The sequence below is a fragment of the Jannaschia seohaensis genome, assembly GCF_900116765.1.
Classification (GTDB): Bacteria; Pseudomonadota; Alphaproteobacteria; order Rhodobacterales; family Rhodobacteraceae; genus Jannaschia; species Jannaschia seohaensis.
Window position 1 is genome coordinate 72,385 of sequence record NZ_UETC01000012.1, and the last position, 24,590, is coordinate 96,974.

At 67.5% G+C, this 24,590-nt stretch carries 23 protein-coding genes and 1 pseudogene; 10 read left to right on the forward strand and 14 right to left on the reverse strand.

Features of this window, described 5'->3' with window-relative positions:
- Positions 1-7: 7 nt before the first annotated feature.
- Both DTQ71_RS18465 and trmB read left to right on the forward strand, forming a co-directional pair.
- Complete coding sequence (locus tag DTQ71_RS18465; protein WP_109565777.1) at positions 8-1,093, forward strand: 5-(carboxyamino)imidazole ribonucleotide synthase; 1,086 nt, start codon at positions 8-10, stop codon at positions 1,091-1,093.
- Between the two features lie 72 nt (positions 1,094-1,165).
- Positions 1,166-1,849, forward strand: coding sequence for a tRNA (guanine(46)-N(7))-methyltransferase TrmB (gene trmB / locus DTQ71_RS18470; protein WP_109565778.1), 684 nt, complete (start codon positions 1,166-1,168; stop codon positions 1,847-1,849).
- A gap of 58 nt (positions 1,850-1,907) precedes the next feature.
- Here the strand turns inward: trmB and DTQ71_RS18475 are convergent, their stop codons facing one another.
- Complete coding sequence (locus DTQ71_RS18475; protein WP_109565779.1) at positions 1,908-2,960, reverse strand: MBL fold metallo-hydrolase; 1,053 nt, start codon at positions 2,958-2,960, stop codon at positions 1,908-1,910.
- Between the two features lie 137 nt (positions 2,961-3,097).
- On the opposite strand from DTQ71_RS18475, the gene aroA reads away from it, so the two are divergent.
- From aroA to DTQ71_RS18500, 6 genes are all read left to right on the forward strand, one after another.
- On the forward strand, positions 3,098-4,432 hold the full coding sequence (gene aroA, locus DTQ71_RS18480) for a 3-phosphoshikimate 1-carboxyvinyltransferase (RefSeq protein WP_109565780.1): 1,335 nt from the start codon (positions 3,098-3,100) through the stop codon (positions 4,430-4,432).
- 149 nt (positions 4,433-4,581) lie between these two features.
- Positions 4,582-5,244 carry an ImuA family protein gene (locus DTQ71_RS18485; protein ID WP_109565781.1) on the forward strand — a complete coding sequence of 221 codons (663 nt, stop codon included), beginning with the start codon at positions 4,582-4,584 and terminating at the stop codon, positions 5,242-5,244.
- Positions 5,138-6,832, forward strand: coding sequence for a Y-family DNA polymerase (locus DTQ71_RS18490; RefSeq protein ID WP_109565782.1), 1,695 nt, complete (start codon positions 5,138-5,140; stop codon positions 6,830-6,832). Before DTQ71_RS18485 ends, DTQ71_RS18490 begins: the two co-directional genes overlap by 107 nt.
- Before the next feature lie 363 nt (positions 6,833-7,195).
- Positions 7,196-10,504, forward strand: coding sequence for an error-prone DNA polymerase (locus tag DTQ71_RS18495; protein WP_109565783.1), 3,309 nt, complete (start codon positions 7,196-7,198; stop codon positions 10,502-10,504).
- Positions 10,505-10,613: 109 nt separating this feature from the next.
- A complete protein-coding gene (locus DTQ71_RS23625) occupies positions 10,614-10,763 on the forward strand; it encodes a hypothetical protein (protein WP_170125495.1) in 150 nt (49 codons plus the stop codon).
- 137 nt (positions 10,764-10,900) lie between these two features.
- On the forward strand, positions 10,901-11,083 hold the full coding sequence (locus DTQ71_RS18500) for a hypothetical protein (RefSeq protein ID WP_146204895.1): 183 nt from the start codon (positions 10,901-10,903) through the stop codon (positions 11,081-11,083).
- Positions 11,084-11,116: 33 nt separating this feature from the next.
- Here DTQ71_RS18500 and gyrB read toward each other — a convergent pair whose 3' ends face one another.
- The 6 genes from gyrB to DTQ71_RS18530 form a co-directional block, all read right to left on the reverse strand.
- The gene (gene gyrB / locus DTQ71_RS18505; RefSeq protein ID WP_109565785.1) at positions 11,117-13,528 is read right to left on the reverse strand and encodes a DNA topoisomerase (ATP-hydrolyzing) subunit B; all 2,412 of its coding nucleotides are present in this window, start codon (positions 13,526-13,528) and stop codon (positions 11,117-11,119) included.
- Positions 13,529-13,667: 139 nt separating this feature from the next.
- A complete protein-coding gene (recF, locus tag DTQ71_RS18510; protein WP_109565786.1) occupies positions 13,668-14,741 on the reverse strand; it encodes a DNA replication/repair protein RecF in 1,074 nt (357 codons plus the stop codon).
- Entirely contained in the window at positions 14,738-15,856 is a 1,119-nt protein-coding gene (gene dnaN, locus DTQ71_RS18515; protein WP_109565787.1) for a DNA polymerase III subunit beta, read from the reverse strand. Before dnaN ends, recF begins: the two co-directional genes overlap by 4 nt.
- 96 nt (positions 15,857-15,952) lie before the next feature.
- The gene (locus tag DTQ71_RS18520; RefSeq protein WP_245947647.1) at positions 15,953-16,516 is read right to left on the reverse strand and encodes an SH3 domain-containing protein; all 564 of its coding nucleotides are present in this window, start codon (positions 16,514-16,516) and stop codon (positions 15,953-15,955) included.
- A 160-nt stretch (positions 16,517-16,676) separates the two neighbouring features.
- Positions 16,677-17,045 carry a curli-like amyloid fiber formation chaperone CsgH gene (gene csgH, locus DTQ71_RS18525; protein WP_109565789.1) on the reverse strand — a complete coding sequence of 123 codons (369 nt, stop codon included), beginning with the start codon at positions 17,043-17,045 and terminating at the stop codon, positions 16,677-16,679.
- A 4-nt stretch (positions 17,046-17,049) separates the two neighbouring features.
- Complete coding sequence (locus DTQ71_RS18530) at positions 17,050-17,268, reverse strand: hypothetical protein (RefSeq protein WP_109565790.1); 219 nt, start codon at positions 17,266-17,268, stop codon at positions 17,050-17,052.
- An 87-nt stretch (positions 17,269-17,355) separates the two neighbouring features.
- Between DTQ71_RS18530 and DTQ71_RS18535 the strand changes: the two genes are divergently transcribed.
- Positions 17,356-17,559, forward strand: coding sequence for a hypothetical protein (locus DTQ71_RS18535; protein ID WP_109565791.1), 204 nt, complete (start codon positions 17,356-17,358; stop codon positions 17,557-17,559).
- 156 nt (positions 17,560-17,715) lie between these two features.
- Here the strand turns inward: DTQ71_RS18535 and DTQ71_RS18540 are convergent, their stop codons facing one another.
- Both DTQ71_RS18540 and DTQ71_RS18545 read right to left on the reverse strand, forming a co-directional pair.
- The gene (locus DTQ71_RS18540; protein WP_109565792.1) at positions 17,716-18,927 is read right to left on the reverse strand and encodes a CsgG/HfaB family protein; all 1,212 of its coding nucleotides are present in this window, start codon (positions 18,925-18,927) and stop codon (positions 17,716-17,718) included.
- A gap of 2 nt (positions 18,928-18,929) precedes the next feature.
- Positions 18,930-19,319: pseudogene (locus DTQ71_RS18545) on the reverse strand (curli assembly protein CsgF); the annotation flags it as partial.
- Positions 19,320-20,053: 734 nt separating this feature from the next.
- Here DTQ71_RS18545 and DTQ71_RS18550 point away from each other — a divergent pair.
- Positions 20,054-20,266, forward strand: coding sequence for a curlin repeat-containing protein (locus DTQ71_RS18550; RefSeq protein WP_170125496.1), 213 nt, complete (start codon positions 20,054-20,056; stop codon positions 20,264-20,266).
- Positions 20,267-20,297: 31 nt separating this feature from the next.
- On the opposite strand, the gene dnaA is transcribed toward DTQ71_RS18550, so the two are convergent.
- The 5 genes from dnaA to mutM form a co-directional block, all read right to left on the reverse strand.
- Entirely contained in the window at positions 20,298-21,614 is a 1,317-nt protein-coding gene (gene dnaA, locus DTQ71_RS18555; protein WP_109565834.1) for a chromosomal replication initiator protein DnaA, read from the reverse strand.
- 32 nt (positions 21,615-21,646) lie between these two features.
- Positions 21,647-22,075 carry a rhodanese-like domain-containing protein gene (locus DTQ71_RS18560; RefSeq protein ID WP_245947648.1) on the reverse strand — a complete coding sequence of 143 codons (429 nt, stop codon included), beginning with the start codon at positions 22,073-22,075 and terminating at the stop codon, positions 21,647-21,649.
- Positions 22,076-22,331: 256 nt separating this feature from the next.
- Positions 22,332-22,598, reverse strand: a complete 267-nt coding sequence (gene rpsT, locus DTQ71_RS18565) for a 30S ribosomal protein S20 (protein ID WP_109565796.1) — start codon at positions 22,596-22,598, stop codon at positions 22,332-22,334.
- 191 nt (positions 22,599-22,789) lie between these two features.
- Entirely contained in the window at positions 22,790-23,566 is a 777-nt protein-coding gene (locus tag DTQ71_RS18570) for an enoyl-CoA hydratase (protein WP_109565797.1), read from the reverse strand.
- 117 nt (positions 23,567-23,683) lie between these two features.
- Positions 23,684-24,532 carry a bifunctional DNA-formamidopyrimidine glycosylase/DNA-(apurinic or apyrimidinic site) lyase gene (gene mutM / locus DTQ71_RS18575; protein ID WP_109565798.1) on the reverse strand — a complete coding sequence of 283 codons (849 nt, stop codon included), beginning with the start codon at positions 24,530-24,532 and terminating at the stop codon, positions 23,684-23,686.
- Positions 24,533-24,590 lie beyond the last annotated feature (58 nt).

The following is a 24,590-nucleotide window of genomic DNA, read 5'->3' on the forward strand; positions in this document are numbered from 1 at the left end:
ACCTGCCATGACCGACACTCCCCTTTCGCCTGGCCCGCTTTCTCCCGGCGCGACCATCGGCATTCTCGGCGGCGGTCAACTCGGCCGGATGCTGGCCATGGCCGCGGCCCGCCTGGGCTTCCGCACCCAAATCTATGAGCCGGGCGACGCCCCCGCCGCTCAGGTCGCCAATGGCTGGACCCGGGCGGCCTGGACGGACGAACAGGCCTTGGCCGCCTTTGCCGGGTCCGTCGACGTGGTGACCTATGAGTGGGAGAACGTCCCCGCCGAGACCCTCGACCTGCTCGAGGCCTCCCGCCCGATCCGCCCGGGGCGCGCCGCGCTTCGCGTCGCCCAGGATCGGCTGGACGAGAAACGCTTCCTGGAGGGGCTGGGCCTCACGGTCGCGCCCTTCCGCGATGTTCCGGACTTGGGCGCTCTGACCGCCGCGCTGGCCGAGCTGGGCCGGCCCGCCATCCTCAAGACCCGCCGCCTGGGCTATGACGGCAAGGGCCAGGTCCGGATCGACGACGCGACCGGCGCGGCCGAGGCCTTCGCCGCGATCGAGGGCGCCGACGCGATCCTCGAAGGCGTCGTGACCTTCGACCGCGAGATTTCGGTGATCGTCGCGCGCGGCGTCACGGGCGAGACGGTCTGCTTCGATCCCGGAGAGAACGTCCACGCGGAGGGCATTCTGCGCACCACCACCGTGCCCGCCGCGCTCACGGCCAGCCAACGCCAGGATGCGGTGCTGCTGGCCGGGCGGATCGTCTCGGCGCTCGACTATGTCGGCGTGATGGGGGTGGAGCTGTTCGCCACCGGGACGGGGCTCGTCGTCAACGAGATCGCCCCCCGGGTTCACAATTCGGGCCACTGGACCGAGGCCGCCTGCGCCGTCGACCAGTTCGAGCAGCATATCCGCGCGATCGCGGGGCTGCCGCTGGGCGACGGGCGGCGCCATGCCGATGCGGTGATGGAAAACCTGATCGGCGACGACATGGACCGGCTGCCGGAGCTTCTGGCCGCGCCCGACACGCGGCTGCATCTCTACGGCAAGGCCGAGACGCGGCCCGGCCGCAAGATGGGCCACGCGACACGGCTGACCCGGCGCTGAGGCGCGTGGCTTGAGAGGCGGGTTGCACCGCGCGGCGATGCGCGGTCTATCGCACCGACACGCGAGGAGCCCATGACCGATCGTCCGCACCGCAATTTCTATGGCCGCCGCAAGGGCAAGCAGCTCAAGCCGTCCCACGAAACCTATCTGGCGGAGGATCTTGCCGCGCTCTCACCCGGTCCGGTCTCCTGGGAGGAGAACCCGGATCGCACGCCCCTCGACCTCGCGGCGCTTTTCGGCGGGCGGCCGGTCTGGCTGGAGATCGGCTTTGGCGGCGGTGAGCACATGGTGCACCAGGCCGAGCTGCACCCGGAGGTCGGGATCATCGGCGCGGAGCCCTATATCAACGGGGTCGCGATGCTGCTGGGCAAGCTGCGCCGGGCCGGGGCGGAGAATGTCCGCATCCATCCGGGCGATGCGCGCGACCTGTTCGACGTGCTGCCGGCGGAGAGCATCGCCAAAGCTTTCCTGCTCTATCCCGATCCCTGGCCCAAGGCGCGCCACCACCGCCGCCGCTTCGTCACGCCGGAGCATCTGGGCCCGCTCCACCGCTGTCTCGCCCCCGGGGCGGAGTTCCGGGTGGCGACGGATATCGAGGATTACGTCCGGCAGACGCTGGAGGAAGTCCCGCCCGCGGGCTTCGAGCTGCTTTCGGACAGCCCCGAGCCTTGGGCGGACTGGATCCGGACGCGCTACGAGGCCAAGGCCGTGCGGGAAGGGCGGTCTTCCCGCTATCTGACGTTCCGCCGGCTGTGAGGCGCCAGAGTTTTTGTAAAAAACTCTGATCAAAGTCTTCATGAAGACTTTGGACCCGTCAGGCGGGCACGTCCCAGGTTTGGCCGGGAGGGGGCGCGCGGAATCGCGCCGCGTCCACCCCCTGCGCGGCGAGCGCCGCGGCCAGCCGGGTCAGCGGCTCCTCGCGGGCCTCATCGGTCAGCTGGAATGTCCCCCAATGATGGGCCAGCGCATGGCGGGCGCCACAGGCAAGCATGCCGGCCACCGCTTCTTCGGGGCTCTGGTGCTGCGGCGCCATGAACCAGCGCGGGGCGTAGGCGCCGATCGGCAGGATGGCCAGCCGGTAGGGACCGTGTTCCGCCGCGGTGGTGTAGGGCCGTCCCGCGTCGTAGCCGGTATCGCCGACATGATAGATCCGTCCCGCCGGGGTCTCGATGGCGAAGGCCGCCCAGAGCGCCATCGACCGGTCCCGCGTACCTCGAGCCGACCAGTGGTGACAGGGCAATAGGCGCACGGAGACGCCCGCCGCCTCCAGGACCTCGCCCCAATCGGCGGCGCGGGCGTCGATACCGGCGATCTCGCGCCGCAGGATCGTGTCGTTGCCCAATGGCGTCAGAACCGGCATCGCGAAGCGGGCGTGGAGGCGTCGCAGCGTCGCTAGGTCCAGATGGTCGTAGTGATTGTGGCTCAGCAGCACCGCGTCGATCGGAGGCAGCGCGTCGAAATCCACCCCGGGCGCCGTGACCCGGGCAGGGCCCGCGAAGTCGAAAGGGCTGGCCCGCTTGGACCAGACCGGGTCCGTCAGCAGGTTCACGCCCCCCGCCTGGATCAGCACCGTGGCATGGCCCACCATCGTCACCCTCAGCTCGGCGACCCGGTGGTCGGGCTGGTGCTGTGTGACGCCGACCCCTGAGGGCCAGGCGGCCTTGTCTCCGCCGAGTTGCCATTTGAGCAGGTCGCGAAAGCCCCGCGGGGCCTGGCCATCCGGATTGAAGAAGCGCGTGCCGTCGAAATGGCCCGTCACCGGTCCCTGGTAGTAGGGATTCGACGATCCGGAGCGCCGGACCGCGGAGGCGGCGGCGCTCAGTGCCCGGGTCATGCCCAGGCGCGGGAAAAGGCGTCTGCGTTTCATGGGGTCGAGATAGGGGGACGTTGTGCCTGCGGCGAGGTCCGGATGCCTCCGGCGGGGATATTTATGCAGGGAAGAAGGGGCATGGACGCGCCTCGGGCCGGGAGGTATCCGCTGACCCGCGCCGACAGGAGAGAGCCATGAGCCACGGACCCGCCCAACCCTTGACCGCGCCCGCCTCGGGGCCGCTGACCGGTGTCGCGGAGGTGCCCGGAGACAAGTCGATCAGCCACCGGTCGCTGATCCTGGGGGCGCTTTCGGAGGGGGAGACGCGGATCTCGGGGCTCCTGGAGGGGCAGGACGTGCTCGATACCGGCGCGGCGATGCGGGCCTTTGGCGCGACGGTCGAGAAACATGGTGGGGATTGGGTCGTGCATGGCGTCGGCGTGGGCGGGTTGCTGGAGCCCGAGGACGTCATCGATTGCGGCAATTCCGGCACCGGCGTGCGGCTGCTCATGGGGGTGGCGGCGACCCATGGCTTCGCGGTGACCTATACGGGCGATGCCAGCCTGCGGTCGCGTCCGATGGCGCGGGTGACGGAGCCTTTGGCGTTGTTCGGGGCCCAGGCTTATGGCCGGTCCGGCGGGCGGCTGCCGATGACGGTGGTGGGCGCGTCCGATCCGATCCCGGTGGCTTACACGACGCCGATGGCCAGCGCGCAGGTCAAGTCGGCCGTCCTGCTGGCGGGGCTCAATGCCCCCGGGGAGACCGTCGTGACCGAGCGCGAGGCCACGCGCGACCATTCCGAGCGGATGCTGCGGGGCTTCGGGGCCCAGGTCGAGACGGAGCGGACGGCCGAGGGCCATGTCATCCGTCTGCAGGGGCGGCCCACGCTGCGCGGCCGGGACATCGCCGTGCCGCGCGATCCGTCCTCGGCGGCCTTTCCGGTCTGCGCCGCGCTGATCGTGCCCGGCTCGGACGTGCTGGTGCCGAATATCGGGCTGAACCCCACCCGCGCTGGCCTGTTCGAGACGCTGCGCGAGATGGGCGCCGACCTGACCTACGAGAACCCCCGCGAGGAGGGGGGTGAGCCGGCCGCCGACCTGCGCGCCCGCTTCTCCCCCGACATGAAGGGGGTGGAGGTGCCGCCCGACCGCGCCGCCTCCATGATCGACGAGTACCCGGTGCTCTCGGTCGTCGCCGCCTGTGCTGAGGGCACCACGGTGATGCGCGGCGTGGCCGAACTGCGCGTCAAGGAGAGCGATCGTATCGCCGCCATGGCCACCGGCCTGCGCGCCATGGGCGTCGAGGTGCGGGATGGCCCCGACTGGTGGGAGGTCGATGGTCTGGGCGCCGGCGGCCTGCCGGGCGGTGTCACCGTGGCGACCCATCTCGATCACCGCATCGCGATGAGCTTCCTGGTGGCCGGGATGGCCGCGCGGCGGCCTGTCACGGTGGACGATTCGGGTCCGATCGCGACCTCCTTCCCGATCTTCCGGCCGCTGATGGAGGGGCTGGGCGCCGCCTTTGCCTGAGGTCTTTGCGCCGGATATTCCAATAGGGACAGGTGGTTGAGCCCAGGCAGGGCCTGACTTGAAGAGGCAAGCCCTGTCTTGGGACTCGACAAACGCGTTCCAAGAATAGAACATAACAGGAACATTTGGTCGATTCCCTGGTTGTCCGCATGTCGACACCCGCCCTGCATCTACCTCCGGTGACGGAGGTGCTGTCCTCCTCGCGCGAGGGGGCGGCCACCGGCTTCGTGCTGGCGCAGCTCGACGCGTCGGGGCGGCAGGGGCCAATCCTCTGGGTGCAGGACCGCCTGTCGATGCAAGAGGGGGGGCTGCCCTGCTTTCAAGGCGTTACCGGTCAGATGGGACAGGAATTTCCGTTGCTGCACGTGGCGGCCAAGGACGCGGCCCAGGCGCTCTGGGCGATGGAGGAGGGATTGCAATGCGCCGCACTATCCGCCGTCATCGGAGAGATCTGGGGCACGCCCAAGGCGCTCGACTTCACCGCGACCAAGCGGCTTGCCTTGCGGGCGGGGCGCTCGGGCGTGCCGCTCTGGCTGATCCGGGCGGACGGGACGCCGGGCTTGTCGGTGGCGCCCGACCGCTGGCGCGTGACCAGCGCGCCCTCGGCGGCGCATCCGCTCGACCCGGAGGCGCCGGGGCCCGCGCTCTGGCAGGCGGAGCTGTTCCGTTCGCGCCGCTCCCCTCCTGGCCGTTGGGTCGCCTCCCATGACCGGGCGGCGCATCGTCTCGATCTGGCTGCCGCGCTTTGCGATCGCCCGGTGGGAGAGGGGCAGGGCGGCCCCGCCCCAAGCCGCGCCGTGGGAGGAAACTGAGCCGGAACTGGCGGCGGATGCACCCGTCGTGCTGGCCGCCGAGGGGCGGCACGGGCCAGTGATCCATGCCGTGACCGAGGCTGCGGCGCAGGCCGGTGCCAGTGTTGGCGCCCGGGTCGTCGATGCGCGGGCCCTCGCGCCCGAACTGGTGGTGCAGCCCGCCGATCTGGCCGGAGATGCCGCCGCGCTGACGCGGCTGGCGCATTGGGCACGGCGGTGGTGCCCCTGGTCGGCGACCGACGGGGTCGACGGGCTGGTGCTCGACACGACGGGCGCGGCCCATCTCTGGGGCGGCGAGGCGGCGATGCTGGCCGATATGGAGGCGCGGCTGGCCGATCTGGGCCAGACCGCGCGCCTGGCCGTCGCGCCCACCCACGGCGCGGCCTGGGCGCTGGCGCGCTACGGCGATGCGCGTGAGGTGAGCGCGCCCTCGGCGTTGCGCGCGCGGCTCGCCATGCTGCCCGTCGCCGCGCTGCGGCTCGACGGGCAGACCCGGCAGACCCTGCGCCGCCTGGGGCTGAAGCGGGCGGGCGATCTGATGGCGCTGCCGCGCGCGGCGCTCGACCGGCGCTTCGGGCATGAGGGCAAGCTCTTGGCCACCCCGCTGCGCCGTATCGACCAAGCGCTGGGCCATCTGCCCGAGCCGGTGGTCAGCCCCGCCCCGCCCCAGCGCTTCCGCGCGGTGCAGCGCCTGCCCGAGCCGGTGATGGACCCGCAGCCCTGGCTGTCCGACCTTTTCGCTGTGCTCTGCGCCGATCTCGCGCGCGCGGGCCAGGGCGTGCGCGAGATCCGGCTGGAACTCTACCGCGTCGACGGCCAGGCCAGCCGCTTTCAGGCCGTCACCGCCCGCGCGACCCGCGACGCGGACCACTTGCACCGCCTGCTGGAGCGACGGTTCGAGACGCTCGATGCGGGTTTCGGCTTCGACACGCTGGCACTGGAGGCGATACGGTGGGAGCCTCAGGAGGCGTCCCAGGCCGGACTTGACGGTGCCGACGGGGCGGAGGTGGCGCTGGCCACTCTGATCGACCGGCTGACGGGCCGGATCGGCGCCGCCGTGCGTAGCCCCGATCCGGAGTCCAGCCATCTGCCGGAGCGGACGGCGCGCTGGGGCTGCGCACGGGTGCCGGAGCCGCCGTGCCGCCCGGCGCTCACGCGGCTCCCCGCTGCCGCGTCCGGACTTGCCGGAGCGCCATCTGCCGCCCCGCATCGATCGCCGAAGCCTGGATTGCTCCTGGCCGACCGCCTCGCCCCCGCTGGCCTGGGCGGCGGCGGTCTCGTCGCGCCGGCCCGCATCCGTCCCCTCCGCCTGTTGCGCGCGCCGGAACGGATCGAGGTGCTCTACACCGTGCCCGAGGGCCCGCCGATCCGCTTCCGCTGGCGCCGCAAGCCGTTCCTGATCCAGCGCCATCAGGGTCCGGAGCGCATCGCCCCCGAATGGTGGCAGGCGCCGGCCTCCGCGCGGCTGCGCGACTACTACAAGGTCGAGGTCGCCGACGGGGCCCGCTTCTGGCTGTTCCGGGAGGGCGTGGCCGGAGATGGCCGCGGCGGCCCGCCGAACTGGTTTCTGCATGGCTTGTTTTCATGAGGGCGCCCGGATCAGCTCCGACATCGCTGGCTGCCCCCGTGGGAGCCTCCGGCGGGAGTATTTGGGGCCAGAAGAAGAGAGGGGGCAGCGCTCCACGCCCGGCATCAGCTTGGCGGCACGGGCAATGGAGCGCCTTCTCCTGGCACGGTCATCGGCTCTCCAGCCTGTTCCGCAATGTAAAGCTAGCGGAAAATCATTAAGGCATTCTTACCGTGTGAGATATTTCCATTCTTCTGGCCGAAAATACTCCGGGGGGGCCGAAGGCGGGGGGCAGCGCCCCCCTCCGAACGTTCCGCAGGCGCCGACCTTCATCGAGTGTCTGTCCCTTCCGCCCCCTAGCCGCCGTAACATCTGCTCCCCCCGATGCCCGACGCCCCCCTCACCCCCGACAAGCGCAGGCTTGACCCGGCGCAGCCTTTCCGCCGCAACCCCCGCGCGCCCTTCGTCGAACTGGGCGTGACCACGCCCTTCTCCTTCCTGCATGGCGCCTCCGACGCTGTCGATCTCGTCACGACGGCGTATGAGATGGGCTACGATCGGATCGGCGTCGCCGATCGCAACACTATGGCGGGTGTGGTGCGGCTGCATGCCGAGGCGGAGACGGCCCAGATGGTGCCGCTGATCGGAACGCGGCTGATCCTGACCTGCGGGGCGGAATTTCTGGCCTACCCGCGCGACCGGGCCGCCTATGGGCGGCTCTGCGCGCTGATCTCCAAGGGACGGATGGAGGGCACGGACGGGACCTGGCAGGAGAAGGGGCGCTGCGATCTGAGCCTCGCCGACCTTGTCGCCCACCAGCAGGGCGTCGTCCTGATCGCGCTGCCCGGCGAGGATCTGGACGCCTTCGCCGCCGGCCTGCCACGTCTGACCCGCGCGCTAACCAGCGTCACCCATATTGCCGCCGTCCATCTCTATCGCGGCGACGATCTTGCGCGGATCGAACGGCTGGACCGGCTGGCGCGCGCGCATGGCCTGCGGATCGTCGCCACCAACGACGTCCACTACCACGCGCCCGAGCGGCGCCCCCTGCAGGACGTGATGACCTGCATCCGCGAGGGCTGCACCCTCGCCACCGCCGGCACCCGTCTTCATGCGAATGCGGAACGTTACCTGAAATCCCCGGCCGAGATGGCACGCCTCTTCGCCCGCTGGCCCCATGCGATCCGGGAAAGCGTCTCTATTGCCGACAGTCTGGATTTCTCCCTACGGGAGCTGCGCTACGAATACCCGCAAGACGACATCCCCCCGGGCCGCAGCCCCTATGACCACCTGCGGATCCTCACGCAGGAGGGCGCCGCCCGCCGCTATCCGCAGGGGGTGCCGCCGAAGATCGCCAAGATCATCGAGATGGAGTTGGCCTTCATCGCCGAGCGGGATCTGGCTCGCTATTTCATCACCATTCAGGAGATCGTGGCCTTCGCCCGCTCCAAGGGCATCCTCTGCCAGGGCCGGGGGTCCGCGGCCAACTCGGTCGTCTGCTTCTGCCTGGAAATCACCTCGGTCGATCCCGCCCAGCACGATGTCCTCTTCGAGCGGTTCCTGAGCGCCGACCGTGACGAGCCCCCCGATATCGACGTCGATTTCGAGCATGAGCGGCGCGAGGAGGTGATCCAGCACATCTACGCCCGCTACGGCCGCCACCATGCGGGGCTCTGTGCGACGGTCATCCACTACCGCCCGCGCATGGCGATCCGCGAGGTCGGCAAGGTGATGGGGCTGACCGAGGATATCACCTCCGCGCTCGCCAAGACGACCTGGGGCAGCTGGGGCAGCTCCACCAAGGACATGCATCCCGAGGAGACGGGGGTGAACGTGGCCGACCCGCATATCCGCAGGGTGCTCAAGCTCACCGATCAGCTGATCGGCATGCCCCGGCATCTCAGCCAGCATGTCGGCGGCTTCATCCTGACGAAGGAGCCGCTCAGCCAGACCGTTCCCATCGGCAACGGCGCGATGGCGGATCGCAGCTTCATCGAATGGGACAAGGACGACATCGACGCGCTGGGCATCTTCAAGGTCGACGTGTTGGCGCTGGGGATGCTGACCTGCATCGCCAAGAGCTTCGGGCTGATGCGGGCGCATAAGGGCATCGAGATGGAGCTGGCGACGGTCGAGGAGGGGGACGAGGCGACATACGACATGCTCTGTCGGGGCGATTCCCTCGGCGTCTTTCAGGTCGAGAGCCGGGCGCAGATGGCGATGCTGCCCAAGCTGCGCCCGCGGGAGTTCTACGATCTGGTGATCCAGGTCGCCATCGTGCGGCCTGGGCCGATCCAGGGCGACATGGTGCATCCCTACCTCAAGCGCCGCCGGGCCGGGGAGACGGTCGACACGATCGAATTCCCCAAGCCCGGGCCCCCGCACGATCCCGATGAACTCAAGAACATTCTGGGCCGAACGCTGGGCGTGCCGATCTTCCAGGAGCAGGCAATGAAGATCGCGCTGGTCGCCGCCGAGTTCTCGGGGGCGGAGGCGAACCGGCTGCGCAAGGCGATGGCGACCTTTCGCTCGAAGGGGCAGGTCAGCGACCACAAGGCCCGGATGGTGGGCCGCATGGTCCAGCGCGGCTATGACGCGGAATTCGCCGCGCGCTGCTTCAGCCAGATCGAGGGGTTCGGGGAATACGGCTTCCCCGAGAGCCACGCGGCCAGCTTCGCGCGGCTGGTCTATGTCTCGTCCTGGCTCAAATGCCACCACCCGGACGTCTTCGCCTGCGCTCTGCTCAACTCGCAGCCGATGGGGTTCTACGCGCCGGCGCAGATCGTGGATATGGCGCGGAAGTCGGGGGTGACCGTCCTGCCGGTCGACGTGAACTATTCCGACTGGGACTGCACGCTGGAGCCCGACGGCAGGGGCCACGCCCTGCGCCTCGGCATGCGGCAGCTCTCCGGCCTGCGCGAAGAAGAAGCGCAGCGCCTGATGAGCTTGCGGGGCGCGCGCTATGCGAATGTCGAGGACCTGCGCCGGCGCACCCGCATCTCCAAGCGGGGGATCGAGATCCTGGCTTCGGCCGACGCCTTTCGCTCCTGCGGGCAGGATCGGCGTGCGGCGCTGTGGGACGCCAAGGCGATCCGCAACGCGCCGGACCTGCCGCTGTTTACCCATGCCGACGCGCCCGATACCGGCGAGGAGGCCGAGAGCCCGCTGCCTGCCATGCCGCTCAGGGAGCAGGTGGTGGCCGATTACCAGACCGCGCGCCTGTCGCTGAAGGCGCATCCGGTGGCCTTCCTGCGCCGGTCGATGGCGGCGCAGGGCTACATTCGATCCGACGAATTGCGCAGCCTACGCTTCAACCAGCGCTGCTCGGTCGCGGGGCTGGTGCTGATCCGGCAGAGGCCGGGCAGTGCCAAGGGGGTCTGCTTCACCACGCTGGAGGACGAGGCGGGCGTCATCAACGTGGTGATCTGGCCCGACCTCTTCGCCAAGTATCGAAAGCCGATCATGTCGGCACGGATGATGGCGGTGCACGGGCATGTGCAGTTCGACGACGCGGTCATCCATGTCGTGGCCCACGAGATCGTCGATCGCAACGATGCGCTCGTCCGCCTGTCCGAGGACGCGCTCGCCCCCGCGCTGGCCCGGGCCGATGAAGTGGTGAAACCGGTGCCCAGCCACACGTCGCGTCACCCGCGCGACGTGGCGGTCATCCCGAAATCGCGCGATTTCCACTGAGTGCGAAACGATCCGATTCCGCTCGCCCGAGAGGGTGCCGGTTTGGCGTCAATTCGGCCTTATTCCCGCCTGAAAGCTTAAATAATTGAGGCGAAAGTAAGGGGGAATTATGATGAATCTGTTTGAAGTCCTCGTGCTCAGCCTGTCTCTCGGCCTCGGTCTCGCGGTGGTCCGATTCGCCATGCTGGCCTTCCTGCCCGCCCATCCGATGTCTCAATTCATATCGCGGCTCGACCGGCTCTTTGGCGACTCCCGCTGATTGGGGGCGGTGCGGCGACAGTGGTGGAGATCACGCGTCATTGTCACTCGGAGTGGTTCGATTCCGCCCCCAGATGGCCCAATTGAGACCGTAGGCTGACTTCGAAACGAACGAGGCCAATTTCCATGATGATCGCCATGCTCGCATCGCTCGCAACTTTTTTTGCCGTCTTCACCTATCTGCTGGTGGCGCTCCGCCAAGTGGTGCTGTGGCGCTTCCCCGACAGCACCGTGGCCCGGTGGATGGAAATCCGCGATCCGGTCGTTCAGGCGCTCGTCTCCCGCCATATCGCGCGGGAGCGTCAGGCGGCGACCACCTGACACGTCCCCCCGGTTCGGCCCGCGCGCGGGCCGTCAGATGTCCAGGTTTTCGACGCTCAGAGCGTTTTCCTGAATGAATTCGCGACGCGGCTCGACGACATCGCCCATCAGCTTGGTGAAGACGTCATCCGCCTCGACCACGTCCTCGACACGAACCTGCAACAACGTGCGCGCCTCCGGGTCCAGCGTCGTCTCCCAGAGTTGATCCGGGTTCATCTCGCCCAACCCCTTATAGCGCTGGAGCGTCAGCCCCTTCTCGCCCTCCGCGAGAATCGCTTCGAGCAGGTCGATGGGGCCGTGGATGAGAGTCTCGCGCTCGCGGCGGGTCAGGCGGGCCGGATCGCGATAGACGTCGCGCGTGCCCGCCGCCACCTGCGCTAGCTTGCGCGCCTCGCCCGAGCGCAGCACCGCGCCGTCCAGGGTGCGCACCTCTTCTACCCCGCGCAGGACGCGCGCCAGCCGAATGCCGTGATCCTGAGTGATGCGGCCAGTCCAGCCGCGTTCGTATTCCTTGGCGACCTGGTCCAGCCGCGCGGCCACCCGGTCGGCCACGGCCTGCAAGTCCGACAGGCCCTCGGCCTCGAAGGCCCCTACAAGCGCGGCCTGTTCCAGGATGTGGCGGGGGTAGTGGGTCGGGAAAGCCTGAAGGATGCGCCGGAACTGGCGCGCGGCCTGAACCACGCGGTCGAGGTCGCCGCCCGCGATCTCTTCGCCCGAGGGCAGGCGCAGCACCGCCCCGTCGATGCCCTGCTGCACGAGGTAATCATCCAGCGCGGATTGGTCCTTGAGATAGACCTCGGACTTGCCGCGAGCGACCTTATAGAGCGGCGGCTGCGCGATATAGAGATGCCCCGCCTCGATGATCTGCGGCATCTGCCGGTAGAAGAAGGTCAGGAGCAGCGTGCGAATATGGGCGCCGTCCACATCCGCGTCGGTCATGATGATGATCTTGTGGTAGCGCAGCTTGTCGAGGTTGAACTCGTCGCGCCCGATGCCGGTGCCCATCGCGGTGATGAGCGTCCCGATTTCCTGGCTCGACAGCATCCGGTCGAAGCGCGCCCGCTCGACGTTCAGGATCTTGCCGCGGAGCGGCAGCACGGCCTGGTTCTGCCGGGCGCGGCCCTGTTTGGCCGAGCCGCCGGCGCTGTCGCCCTCCACCAAGAACAGCTCCGCCTTGGAGGCGTCCTTCTCCTGGCAATCGGCCAGCTTGCCGGGCAGGGAGGCCACGTCCATCGCCGTCTTGCGGCGCGTGAGTTCCCGCGCCTTGCGCGCGGCCTCCCGGGCCAGGGCGGCTTCGATGATCTTGCTGACGACCTGACGAGCGACCTGGGGGTTCTCCTCGAACCACTCCGAGAGCTTTTCGTTGACCAGGTTCTCGACCGCAGGCCGGACCTCGGAGGAGACCAGCTTGTCCTTGGTCTGGCTGGAGAATTTCGGATCCGGAACCTTGACTGAAAGCACGCAGGTCAGGCCCTCGCGGGCGTCGTCTCCGGTGAAGCTGACCTTCTCCTTCTTCGCGATCCCGGAGGATTGCGCATAGAGGTTGATCGTCCGCGTCAGCGCGCCGCGCAGGCCCGCCAGATGGGTGCCGCCATCGCGCTGGGGGATGTTGTTGGTGAAGGGCAGGACGGTCTCGTGGTAGCTGTCGTTCCACCACATCGCGACCTCGACGCCGATCCCGTCGCGCTCGCCCTCCATATAGATCGGCTCCGGCATGACGGCGGCTTTGGAGCGGTCGAGATATTTCACGAACTCGCGCACGCCGCCCTCGTAGTAGAGCTCGGTCCGCAGCTTCTCGGCGGGGCGTTCGTCTTCCAGGACGATGCGGACGCCGGAATTGAGGAAGGCCAACTCGCGTAGGCGCGTTTCCAGCGTCTTGTAGCTGTAGTCGAGGTTCGAGAAGGTCGAGAGCGAGGCCATGAAGCGGACCTCGGTCCCGGTCTCCTGGGTCTCGCCCACGACTTTGAGATGCTCGACCGTCTCGCCGCGTTCGAACCGGGCGACATGTTCCTTGCCGTCGCGCCAGATGCGTAATTCCAGCCAGTCGCTCAGGGCGTTGACCACGGAGACGCCCACGCCGTGCAGGCCGCCCGACACCTTGTAGGAGTTCTGATCGAATTTCCCGCCCGCGTGAAGCTGGGTCATGATGACCTCGGCGGCCGAGACGCCTTCCTCCTCGTGGATGCCGACGGGGATGCCGCGGCCATTGTCGCGCACCGAGACGCTGCTATCGGCGTGGATGATGACGCTTACTTCGGTCGCGTGGCCGGCCAGCGCCTCGTCGATGCCGTTATCGACGACCTCGTAGACCATGTGATGCAGGCCGGAGCCGTCATCGGTGTCTCCGATATACATGCCGGGTCGCTTGCGCACGGCTTCCAGGCCCTTGAGAACCTTGATGGAATCTGCGCCATATTCTTCCGGGATGGGGGCTGCGTCTGCCATTGTCGTTCTTCCCCTTCGTCTTGCGCTAGATATATGCCCGGCCCAGGGGATTGTCACGCAGCTGCCACAAGATTTGGTGGTGTCAAACGGCCTTATTCGGTTGGGTCGAGCGCGTCGCAAGGCAGTGCAGTTCCGGGAGTCACGCGGCCTCGTCGACCTGGCTCTCGCCCGCCGCTTCGGTGACTCTCAGTCGGTGCGCGTCGAGGCCTTCAAATAGCTCGGGGCCGGTGCCGGTCAGGAAGCATTGCCCGCCGAGCGCGGTGAGTTCCGCATAGAGGGCGGCGCGGCGGTCGGCGTCGAGATGGGCGGCGACCTCGTCGAGAAGCAGGATCGGAGCGGCGCCGGTTTCGGCCCGGAGCGCGCGCGCATTGGCGAGGACGAGGGAAATCAGCAGGGCTTTCTGTTCGCCGGTGGAGCAGAGCCGCGCTTCCATCCCCTTGGCGGCGTAGAGGCCGAGCATGTCGGCGCGATGCGGACCCACGAGCGTGCGGCCGGCGGCCATGTCGCGCGGGCGCGAGGTGGCCAGGGCGTCGCGCAGGGCCTCTTCGGTTGCTGGCGTGCCCTCATCGGCCAGCGTCAGGGCTGCCGCCGGGAAGGGGCCGTCCTCTTGCGCGGCCTCCAGGCGGGCGAGGGCGTCGAGCCGGCGCGTGGTGATGGCGGCGCCCGCCTGCGCCATCTGATGCTCCAGCGCGCCGTACCAATGCGGGTCGCGCACGCCATCGCGCAGCAGGCGGTTCCGGTCCCGCATGGCCTTCTCGTAGCGCAGGACGCCGTCGCCATGGTCGGGCAGGAAGCTGAGCGTCATCCGGTCGAGAAAGCGCCGGCGGCCTTCGGCGCCCTCCAGCCAGAGCCGATCCATCGAGGGCACCAGCCAGAGCACCCGCAGCAGCCGGGCCAACGCCACCTGAGGCTGGGCCTTGCCGTCGATGCGGGTGGTGCGTGGCTGGCCCGGCTCGGCGCGCAGCTCGATCTCGTGGCCGGGCAGTTCGGCGGCAATGCGCCAGCCGATGGTCTCGGGGCGGCGGATGATCTCTTCGGCGGCGGCGCGACGCATGCCGCGGCCGGGGGAAAGCAGGGAGACGGCCTCCAGCAGGTTCGTCTTGCCTGCCCCGTTCGGACCGTGGATCGCGACGATCCGGCCGTCGAAGCTCAGCCGCGTGCGGCGGTGCGAGCGGAAATGCGACAGAGCGAGGGTTGAGACATGCGCGCTCAAACCCGCATCGGCATCACGACATAGACGGCGCTGCGGTCGTCGCCTTCGCGCATCAGGGTCGGATCACCGGCATTGTTGAACAGGAAAACGGCGTTCTCACGATCCACCTGCGACGCGATCTCCTGAAGGTATTTCGCGTTGAAGCCGATCTCCAGCTTTTCGTCGGCATAGGCGACGGCCAGTTCCTCTTCCGCGTTGCCGGAATCGGGCGCGTTGACCGAGAGCGTCAGCCGGTCCTCGTCGAGCGACAGCTTCACGGCGCGGGACCGTTCCGAGGACACGGTCGCGACCCGGTCGACGGCGCGGGCGAAATCGGCGGCGTCGACCTCGAGCTTGCGGCTGTTGGAGGTGGGGATGACGCGGGCATAATCCGGGAAGGTGCCGTCGATCACCTTGGAGGTCAGCGTGATGTCTTTCGTGGCGAAGCGGATCTTGGTCTCGGAGACGGAGACCGCGATTTGCGCCTCGTCGTCTTCGAGCAGCTTGCGCAGCTCGCCCACGGTCTTACGCGGCACGATCACGCCGGGCATGTTCTCGGCCCCCTCGGGCAGGGGCGCGTCGACCCGGGCGAGACGGTGCCCGTCGGTCGCCACGCAGCGCAGGCTGCGGCCCTCCTCGCCGTCGGCCACGTGCATGTAGACGCCGTTCAGGTAGTAGCGCGTCTCTTCGGTGGAAATCGCGAAGCGGGTCTTGTCGAAGAGGCGGCGCAGCACGGGCGCGTCACACACGAAATTGGCGTCGTAATCGGAGCTGGCCATCACGGGGAAATCTTCTTTCCCGAGGGTCGCCAGCTGGAAGTGGGAGCGTCCCGCGATGACCGTGAGCCGCCCGGCGGCCTGATCCTCGGAGATCTGGACCAGGGCCCCGTCGGGCAGCTTGCGCACGATCTCGTGGAAGAGCACGGCGTTGACGGTCGTGCCGCCCGCCCGTTCCACCTGAGCCGGAGTCGTGTCGATCACCTCGATATCGAGATCGGTCGCCTTGAAGGAGACGCTGTCGCCCTCGGCACTCATGAGGACGTTGGCAAGGATCGGGATGGTATTACGCCGCTCGACGACCGATTGCGCCTGACTGACCGCCTTCAGGAGCGCGGCCCGCTCGATGGAGAACTTCATTGGGTGATCCTTGCCTGTCGGGACGCGCAGAATAGCCGGGTCGGGCCAAGGCGCAACGACGATTTCGGCTTGTCGCGCGCCTTGAGGGCCGCGGCGTCAGTCGGCCTCGACGAAGGTCAGGATCGGACAGGTGTCCTCTCGCAGAGCCGTGCGGGTGAACAAGCCCGTGCTCGCGCCGAAGCGTGCCTCGCACCAGAAGCCATCGGTCGGCACGAGGCATTCCTCGACGGTGATCTCGGTATCTCTGGGTACGACCCCGATGACCGGCGCGTCGAAGCGCGGCTGGGCCCGGACATTGAGGTTCACGATGGTGCGCACGGCCGGCGTCTCAGGTTTGGCCAGCTCGTCGGGCGCGGCGCAGTCCGAGGAGAAGCCGCGATAGATGCAGCGATAGGTTGCGATGGCCGTGCGGATCGCCTGGCTTTTGGCGTCGCCATTGGCCCGCTCCAGGATGACGGAGCGGGTCGAATCCGCGAGGTCGCCGGAGATGCGGAACTGGTTGCCGCCCAGTGCCGTGATGACGGGCCCGTCTTCGCCGGCCAAAAGGCGGATCTGGCCCGCTTCGATCGTCCAGTTGGCTGTCTCCGAGAGCGGGGCCACGCAATGGCGCGTGGTCGCCGCGTAGGAGCCGGCCGTGTTCGGCGTCTGGGTCAGCTCCACCGTGCAACTGCCGCCATCGGACCAGGCGGGCTCGAAGGCGAACCACGAACCGGGGAAGGCATCAACGAACTGATCTTGCGCCAGGGCGGGCAGGGGGCGAGCGAAAGGGCGGCGAGGGCGGCGGCGAATCGGCGTCCGGTCATTGCGAAAATGGAACCTTTCAAGGAGCGGGGATCACGAGGGAATAGGTGGCGGTCGCAAGCGGACCGTCCGTGCCGGTCGGCGTCAGCGTCGCATCGAGCCGCGCGGGCTGGCCGAGATTGAGCGAGACCTGCGCGATCCGGGCGCTGCCGGAGGCGGAGATCTCCACCTCGGAGGATTGCGCCGAGGACATCCGGTTCCCGCCTGCCACGCGCTCCAGCAGGAGATGGCCGGAGAGCACGCTCCCAGGCTCTCCGACGACGCGCGCGACCACGGTCACGGAGCCATCCGCAGCGGCCAGTTCGATCAACAGCAAGGGCGGGTCGCCCGCCGCAAGCGCCGGCGAGGCCAGCGCGCCCGCCGCGAGGCAACCGATCCAAGCGCGCATCGCGTCAGTTCTGGCCGAGCACGGTTTGTCTGATGGAGATCGCGCCCGCGTTGGAAAACACCGCTGGCCCGCCATTGGCTTGAGTCCCGTTCACGCCGCATCCCACGAGTTGGTAGGTCACGTTCGACCCGTCGCCCGTGACGGTCAGCTCGAAGATGTTGTCGGACCCGATTTGTTCCAACCGGCCGGAGGCATTGTCGGCCTCGACCGAGACCGTTCCCACATTGTCGTTCCCGCGCTGCGAGAGAGGCGCCTGGCTGGAACTGCCGTCGAGGTTGATCTGGCCGGTATTGCGCGCCCCTCCTGGACGATGCTGGCGAACAGGGCATTGCCCGATGCGTCGATCTGCGCGGAGTTGTTGGAGAACGGGGCGGTTGCCGTCCCCTGGAGCAGCACCGCGTCGACATCCGCCCCCTGGAGCGTGATGTCCGCACTGATGCCGGAGCCGTTCTACACGGCAGGGGGCAATCCCAGCTCATCGCCTGCGACGGTCGATTGGATCGTGTTGGACTGATCGAGAAAAAGGGTATTGCCCGGCGCGTTCCCGGGCGGGCTGATCTGAAGTAGAATCAGGGTGTTTTCCTGGGCCATTACGGGCAGGGCAAGCACAGAGTCTAAAATAAGGCTGGGAATATTACGAATAGCCATTCAGACCTCCAATTCCCCGTGCTTACCACGACAACTGGCTGATCCTAAAACTGTTTCCCACGCCTACCTGGCTGAACCGCACCACGCTTGCGTGACCGGCCTGGGCTATGGAAGCTTGGTGTCGAGTGCCGAAGATCGTCCCGGTGATAGAATTAGCCTGACCGGTCTGGCGGACGGCAAAGAGGTTCGAGCGGCCTGTGACGTCGAGGGCGATGCTGTGGTCGAGCCCCGATTGCGCTAGGCGGCCGCTTTGGAGCGTCGGTCCCCCGGGGATGTCGGCGGCATTCCGGGTCTCGGGCGGGACCACGGTCAGGGCATTGGCGGGCACCTCGCCGTCGAATTTCTGCGCGGTATAGCCCGCGATGTAATTGCGCCCCGCGACCGGGTCGGCGAACTCCCAGACCCCCAGCTGCGCGCCCTCGGCGATCAGCGCCATGACGCCTTTCTCCACGGCCTGCTCGATGGCGAGTTGCTTGGGCTCGTTGATGGATCGGCTGTCTTCGGCCTCCAGCGGCTCGTCCAGGGCGACATAGGTAAAGATGCTGCCCTGGTCGCGAATCGAGGCGAGCGGCTTGCGGACGACGACGCTGGCCAGCACTTCGCTCGTCTCGGTCGAGACCGCGCGCAGGCTGACGGTGATGACGTCGAGCTTCCATTGACGATTCGCGCCGATACCCAGGTAGCGCCCGCCCGCGCCTCCGGTGACGGTGTTGGTGTCATAGCCGAGAATGGCGCCTTCGATGAGGATCCCCACATGGTTGAGCGGGCCCAGGACCGAGGCGTTGATCTGCTGCTCGTCGCGGTAGCGGCGGCGCATCTCGGTGATGATTTGGCGCTCGCGGATGAGGTTGTCGAAGTTCGAGCGGTCGAGCACCGAGAACAAGCGCCGCTCGCCCGCGTCTTGCAACGCCTTGACCAGCCCGGCGGAGCCGCCCTGCGTCACGGCGCGGGACAGGGTCTGGCCGTTGGGGGATTCCTTGTCTTGCCCGGTCAGGTCCGGCAGGCCGTAGACCGCGACGGTCACCCGCTTCGCCGGCGGCGGCACGTCGCGCAGGGCGCGGTTCTGTTCGGTCAGATAGCCGACCGTCGCGCGGTACTCGCTTTCGTAGCTGTCCCGGAGCGACAGGTTGCAGCCGCCCAGCGCGGCGATCAGCAATGCGGAAATGGCAATGGTCTTGAAACGCGGAGGCAAGCGGAAAACTCTTGTCAGGGCGGCGCAGGCGGCGTCGGGCATCGTTAATTGATGACCAGTTGCGGGACGATGATCTCGGTCACGCTGCCATCCAGCGCGTCCGTGATCTGAAGCCGGATCTCGCCGACAGAACGGGTGAACTCGACGGTGTTGGTGCCGAAGACGACGGTGCCGCCGTCCTGCGGGTTCTCGCCGAAGATGGCGTCCGTGACCTGGCCTGCCAGGGCCGAGAGCAGACGTCCCTCCAATTGCCGGACGAACAGGTCGGCATCGATGGTTCCGCCATCCCCCGGGTCGCCCGGATCGAAGACATCGTCCCCGTCATCGGCGTCCCAGGCCGTCGCCTCGCGCTGGGCGTTGGCGGTGCTCAGCAGGCGGGAGGAATTCAGCGGGTTGCCTCCGAAGGACGGATTGACCGGGGTGTATACCAGGTCTTGCGCGAGGGCGGGTTAACCGAGACAGAGCGCGGCGAGGAGGCCGAGCCGGCGCGTTCCAAAAGACATTCTTGGCTATTCCAATTGCCTGGCCGACCGATTCTCGGCCGACGCCAAATTTTGTCCTCTTCGGGACGGGAGCATGTCGCCGTTTGTAAACGCGGGGACGCCGTTCAGGGTGAGGACGGGGCGAAAAGTGGAAAATGTGAAACGAATTGAAGTACTTGTCCCGTGCTGGTGGGGCGCCTTACCGTCGGCGCTTGACGGTCAAGCCCCTCCCGCCGCCGGGTTAGAATTGGGCGATTTCATGTTCGAAACGGATCTTTTCGTTGCTCACAGGGCCTATTTGAGTCACAGTGAAGAGGTCACGAGTGAATGCGCCCATGCCGGCGGTAGATGCCAGAAGGTGGGCGTCCGGGAGGGGAGATTCGAGGATTTAGTGGCGGTGTTTGTTTTGGTTGTTTTCAGGTCCGGGCGATGACGCGTCTGCCGCGCGTCGCACGATTATTTCGCCAGAAATTCGACGCGTTTCTCAGCCGGGTCCGCTTAGTCGGACCCGGCTCTCGGACGTGGCGGGGCAGATGGTATCGCGGCTGTCGCGGCCTCGTGATATTTTTCAAACAGGGGGTTTTCTGTAACTATCTGAGTTTAAATGTATACTGAAGGGTTTCGCACCGGCTGTCTCGGTGCTTCCGCTGTCATTGGGGCGGGCGCAGACGGGGCTTGTCGCGGGCGTGGTCACGCAGACCGGGAGCGGGAACGCGGTCACCGGGACGGTGACTGGCGATGGCAACGTCTTCGCGGCCGAGCAGGCGGGAGGCCTGAACGCGATCCTGTTCACCATCCTTGGCGACGATAACGAGGTGCTGTTCTTGCAGAACGGCCGCAGCAATTCCGCCGGGCTGCACCAGCAAGGCAGCGGCAATCGCGCGATCTTCCGGCAGTAGAGTTTCCGGCGGGGCCCGCAGGTCCCCGCCCTCAACCCTCTAGCTTGCGCTGAAGCAGTTCCGCGTCTTCGGCGATCTGCACGTCGGCGGCGATCAGTTCCTCGATCTTGCGCACGGCATAGAGCACCGTCGTGTGGTCCTTGCCGCCGAACTTGCGCCCGATCTCGGGATAGCTGCGCGGGGTCAGCTTTTTGGACAGATACATCGCCATCTGGCGCGGCCGCGCGACCGCCCGGGAGCGGCGGGACGAGGTCATGTCGGACATGCGCAAGTTATAGTGCTCGCAGGTCTTTTTCATGATCTCGTCGATCGTCAGCTTCTTCTCGGAGGCCCGGAGCAGGTCGCCCAGCACGTCCTGCGCCTGTTCCACGGTGATCTCGCGCTTGATGAGGTCGCCATAGGCGAAAAGCCGGGTCACCGCCCCTTCCAGCACGCGAATCGAGGTGGAGATGCGGGCGGCCAGGAACTCCAGCACGCCATCGGCCACGCGGAAGTCGGGGTGGCGGGCGGCGAAGGTCTCGACCCGGTGCTGAAGCACGCCCAGGCGCAGCTCGTAATCGGCGGGGTGCAGATCGACCACGAGGCCCGATTGCAGCCGCGATGTGATCCGCTCCTCCAGGTCGCCGATCTGCGCGGGGCTGCGGTCGGCCGAAATGACCACCTGCTTGCCCTGGTCGACCAGCGCGTTGAACGTGTGGAAGAACTCTTCCTGTGTCGATTCCTTGCCCGCGATGAACTGCACGTCATCGACCAGCAGCACGTCGACGGTGCGGAACAGGTGCTTGAAGTCCATCGTCGACTTGTCGCGCAGCGCCTGCACGAAGCGGTACATGAACTGCTCCGCGCTCAGGAACATGACACGGATGTCGGGCTGCGTGTCGGCCAGCTCCCAGGCGATGGCCTGCATCAGGTGGGTCTTACCCAGCCCCACGCCGCCATGGAGGAAGAGCGGGTTGAAGGACACGCTGTCGCCGGTCGCGACGCGGCGGGCGGCGGCATGAGCGAGTTCGTTGGACTTGCCCACGACGAAGCTGTCGAAGGTAAAGCGGCGGTCCAGCGAGTTCTCGGTGCGCATGGTGGGGCGCGCAGGCGCGGTGGCGGTTGGCGTGCCCGCGGCGGCGCAGACGACCCGCGAGGCAGGCACCCCGGCGGCGGCAACATGCTGAAGGATCACATCAGAGAAGTTCTGCACGACCCATTTGCCGATGAAATCGGTGGGCGAGGTCAGACGCAACGTCCCCTCTTCGAGCGAAACGAAGCTCAGCGGCTCGATCCAGGCCTTGTAGTTGTGGGCGCCGACATCTCGCCCGATCCCCGTCTTCGCTTGCGTCCAACCCGCGTTCGTCATGCCGTTTCGTTCTGCCCCCGCAACCATGTTCATCATGTCTGGCGCCACGCCAGGCCCCTCGCTTTCCACCCGCCCAAAACGCCTCTGTGACCGTCCGAATCGAGGTCGCCCTCGAAGCCTTCGGCCACATTGATGCAGCGAACCGCGACGTCCCGGGCGGCATAGGCCCGGGTGACGGCACGCGCGGCCGCTTTCGACCGTCCGCCGGAGCGGCAAAGGAACAGGAGGATCGGAGGATCCGAACCCATCTCGTCCATCAGCGCCCCGACGAAGGCCGGGTTTGGGGACATTCCGGGCCAGCTCTGCCATTCGATGCGAATGACATCGCGCCGCAGAGCAGACAGATCGGGCCCCCCAACGAACCCCCATTCCGCTGCGCTTCGGACATCGACCAATCGAGCGGTCATGTCCTCAGACAAAATCTTATATGCGTCGGGAGGGTTCACCTCCTCGACGGGCACGTCCGCATCCGAACCCATTATTCATCCCCATTCGGCGGTCTGACTCGCCGGTCTTAATGAGGTAGCGGGGGGCGTGCGGAGCGGCAACGACTCTTCGATCTTGACTCGCGGCAATGGCGAGAAGAATCCGCTGCATGCGCCCTAATAATTTGATTTTATAATAAAAAAGAGCCCGCGCAGCGGCGGGCTCTCGAATCTCTTGACTGTGTTTTGGCTGCGCATGCCGGTGCTCGGGAATCGCGCAAACGGGGCGGTGTCAGGCGCCCATCGCCTTCACGCGGGCCGACAGGCGGGACATCTTCCGCGAGGCGGTGTTCTTGTGGAAAACACCTTTGGTGACGCCGCGCATCAGCTCGGGCTGGGCGGCCTTCAGGGCGGCGGCGGCGGCGGCCTGGTCGCCGGAAGCGATCGCTTCCTCGACGCCGCGCAGGAAGGTGCGGATGCGCGAACGGCGCGCCTTGTTCACGGCGAATCGGCGCTCGTTCTGGCGGGCGCGCTTTTTGGCCTGGGGGGAGTTTGCCATGTGATCGGTCCTATCGGTAGGTGTCTCGTATTCGTTGCAACGTGACGCCGACCCTAATTTGCGACAGCTTCGCTGTCGCGTGGACAGCAAAGCTGCTGCAGGTCCAATCCGGCCAGAGCGGGCCTCACGCGCATGATGCGCGGGCTTTATGGGAGCGGCGGGCGCGGGTCAACCCGCCGAGCAGGGGCGGGTTATTTGTCCCGGAATTGCGGCTCGCGCTTTTCGATGAAGGCGGTCATGCCCTCCTTGCGGTCCTCGGAGGCGAAGAGCGCGTTGAACATGCGCTTCTCGAAGAGCAGCCCCTCGCTGAGCCCCATCTCCTGGCTCTGATTCACGGCCTCCTTGACGGCGGTGGCCGTGACCATCGACTTCTCCGCGATCTTTCCGGCCGCCGACAGCGCCTCGTCCATCAGCTTCTTGGCGGGCACCACGCGCGAGACGAGGCCCGCCCGCTCCGCCTCCTCGGCGTCCATCATGCGGCCGGTGAGATGCATGTCCATCGACTTGGCCTTGCCGATCGCGCGGGTCAGGCGCTGGGTGCCGCCGATGCCGGCGACGATGCCCAGGTTGATCTCGGGCTGGCCGAACTTGGCCGTGTCGGCGGCGATGATGAAGTCGCACATCATCGCCAACTCGCAGCCGCCGCCCAGGGCGAAGCCCGCCACCGCCGCGATGATCGGTTTGCGGACCCGCAAGATCGCCTCAGATTCGGGACCAAACAGGTCGCCCATGAAGACGTCGATGAAGTCCTTCTGCTGCATCTCGCGGATATCGGCCCCGGCGGCGAAGGCCTTTTCCGAGCCCGTCAGGATGATGCAGCGCACCTTGTTGTCGCCCTGCGCGGCGGTCAGCGCCTTGGCCAACTCGCCCAGCAGCTTGGAGTTCAGCGCGTTCAGCGCATCGGGGCGGTTCAGCTTGATGACGCAAACGTGGTTGCTGACGTCGACGTTCAGGGTCTCATATCCCATGGGCGCGCTCCGCAAGTTGCAGCCGGTCTGCCTGCCTGACCCCGGATCGGGGTGGGGGTCAAGTGATCTCTGGCCCGCTTTTCTGTCGCGAGGCGGCGCAGTCGCGCGTCGCCGCCCTCATCGCTGGCAGGCGGGACAGTAGAAGGTCGAGCGTCCCGATTGCACGATCCTGCGGATCCGGCCTTCGCAATCCTCGGTCGGGCAGGGGGTTCCCTCGCGGTCGTAGACGCGAAAGCCGTGCTGAAAATAGCCAAGCGTTCCATCGGCTTGCCGGTAGTCGCGCAGGGACGAGCCGCCCGATTCGATGGCCTCGGTCAGGACATCCCGGATGATGGGGACGAGCGCCGCGACCCGCGCGGCGCTGATACGGCCCGCCTTGCGGGTGGGCGAGATGCCGGCGCGGTGCAGGGCCTCGCAGACATAAATGTTGCCCAGCCCCGCCACGACCCGCTGATCCAGAAGCGCGGCCTTCACCGGCGTCTGTTTGCCGCGAAAGGCGGCGATCAGATGCGCGGCGTGGAAGCCGTTGCCGAGCGGCTCGGGGCCCATCCGGGCGAAATGCTTCGTCGTCTCCAGCGCGTCGGTCGGCGCCAGGTCCATGAAGCCGAAGCGGCGCGCGTCGTTGAAGGTGACGCGATGGCGGTCGGTATGGAGGACGACGTGATCGTGCTGTGGCAGCCAGGCGGGGTCGCGGTGGAACTGGCCCAGACGGATGTCGTCCACCACCATGCGGCCTGACATGCCCAGATGGACGATCAGGGTCTCGCCCCGGTCGAGATGCGCCAGCAGGTATTTGGACCGTCGGCCCAAGGCCGTGATCGTCGCCCCTTCCAGCCGCGCCTGCATGCCTTCGGGAAAGGGCCAGCGCAGATCGGGGCGGCGCAGCTCCACGCGCGTGAGCCGCGCGCCTTCCAGAGCGGGCGTCAGGCCGCGGCGGACGGTTTCGACCTCGGGAAGTTCGGGCATGGGGCCTCATTGCGGGCGGGCGGTCGCGCCCTATAAGTCACCCGGACCACATGAGGAA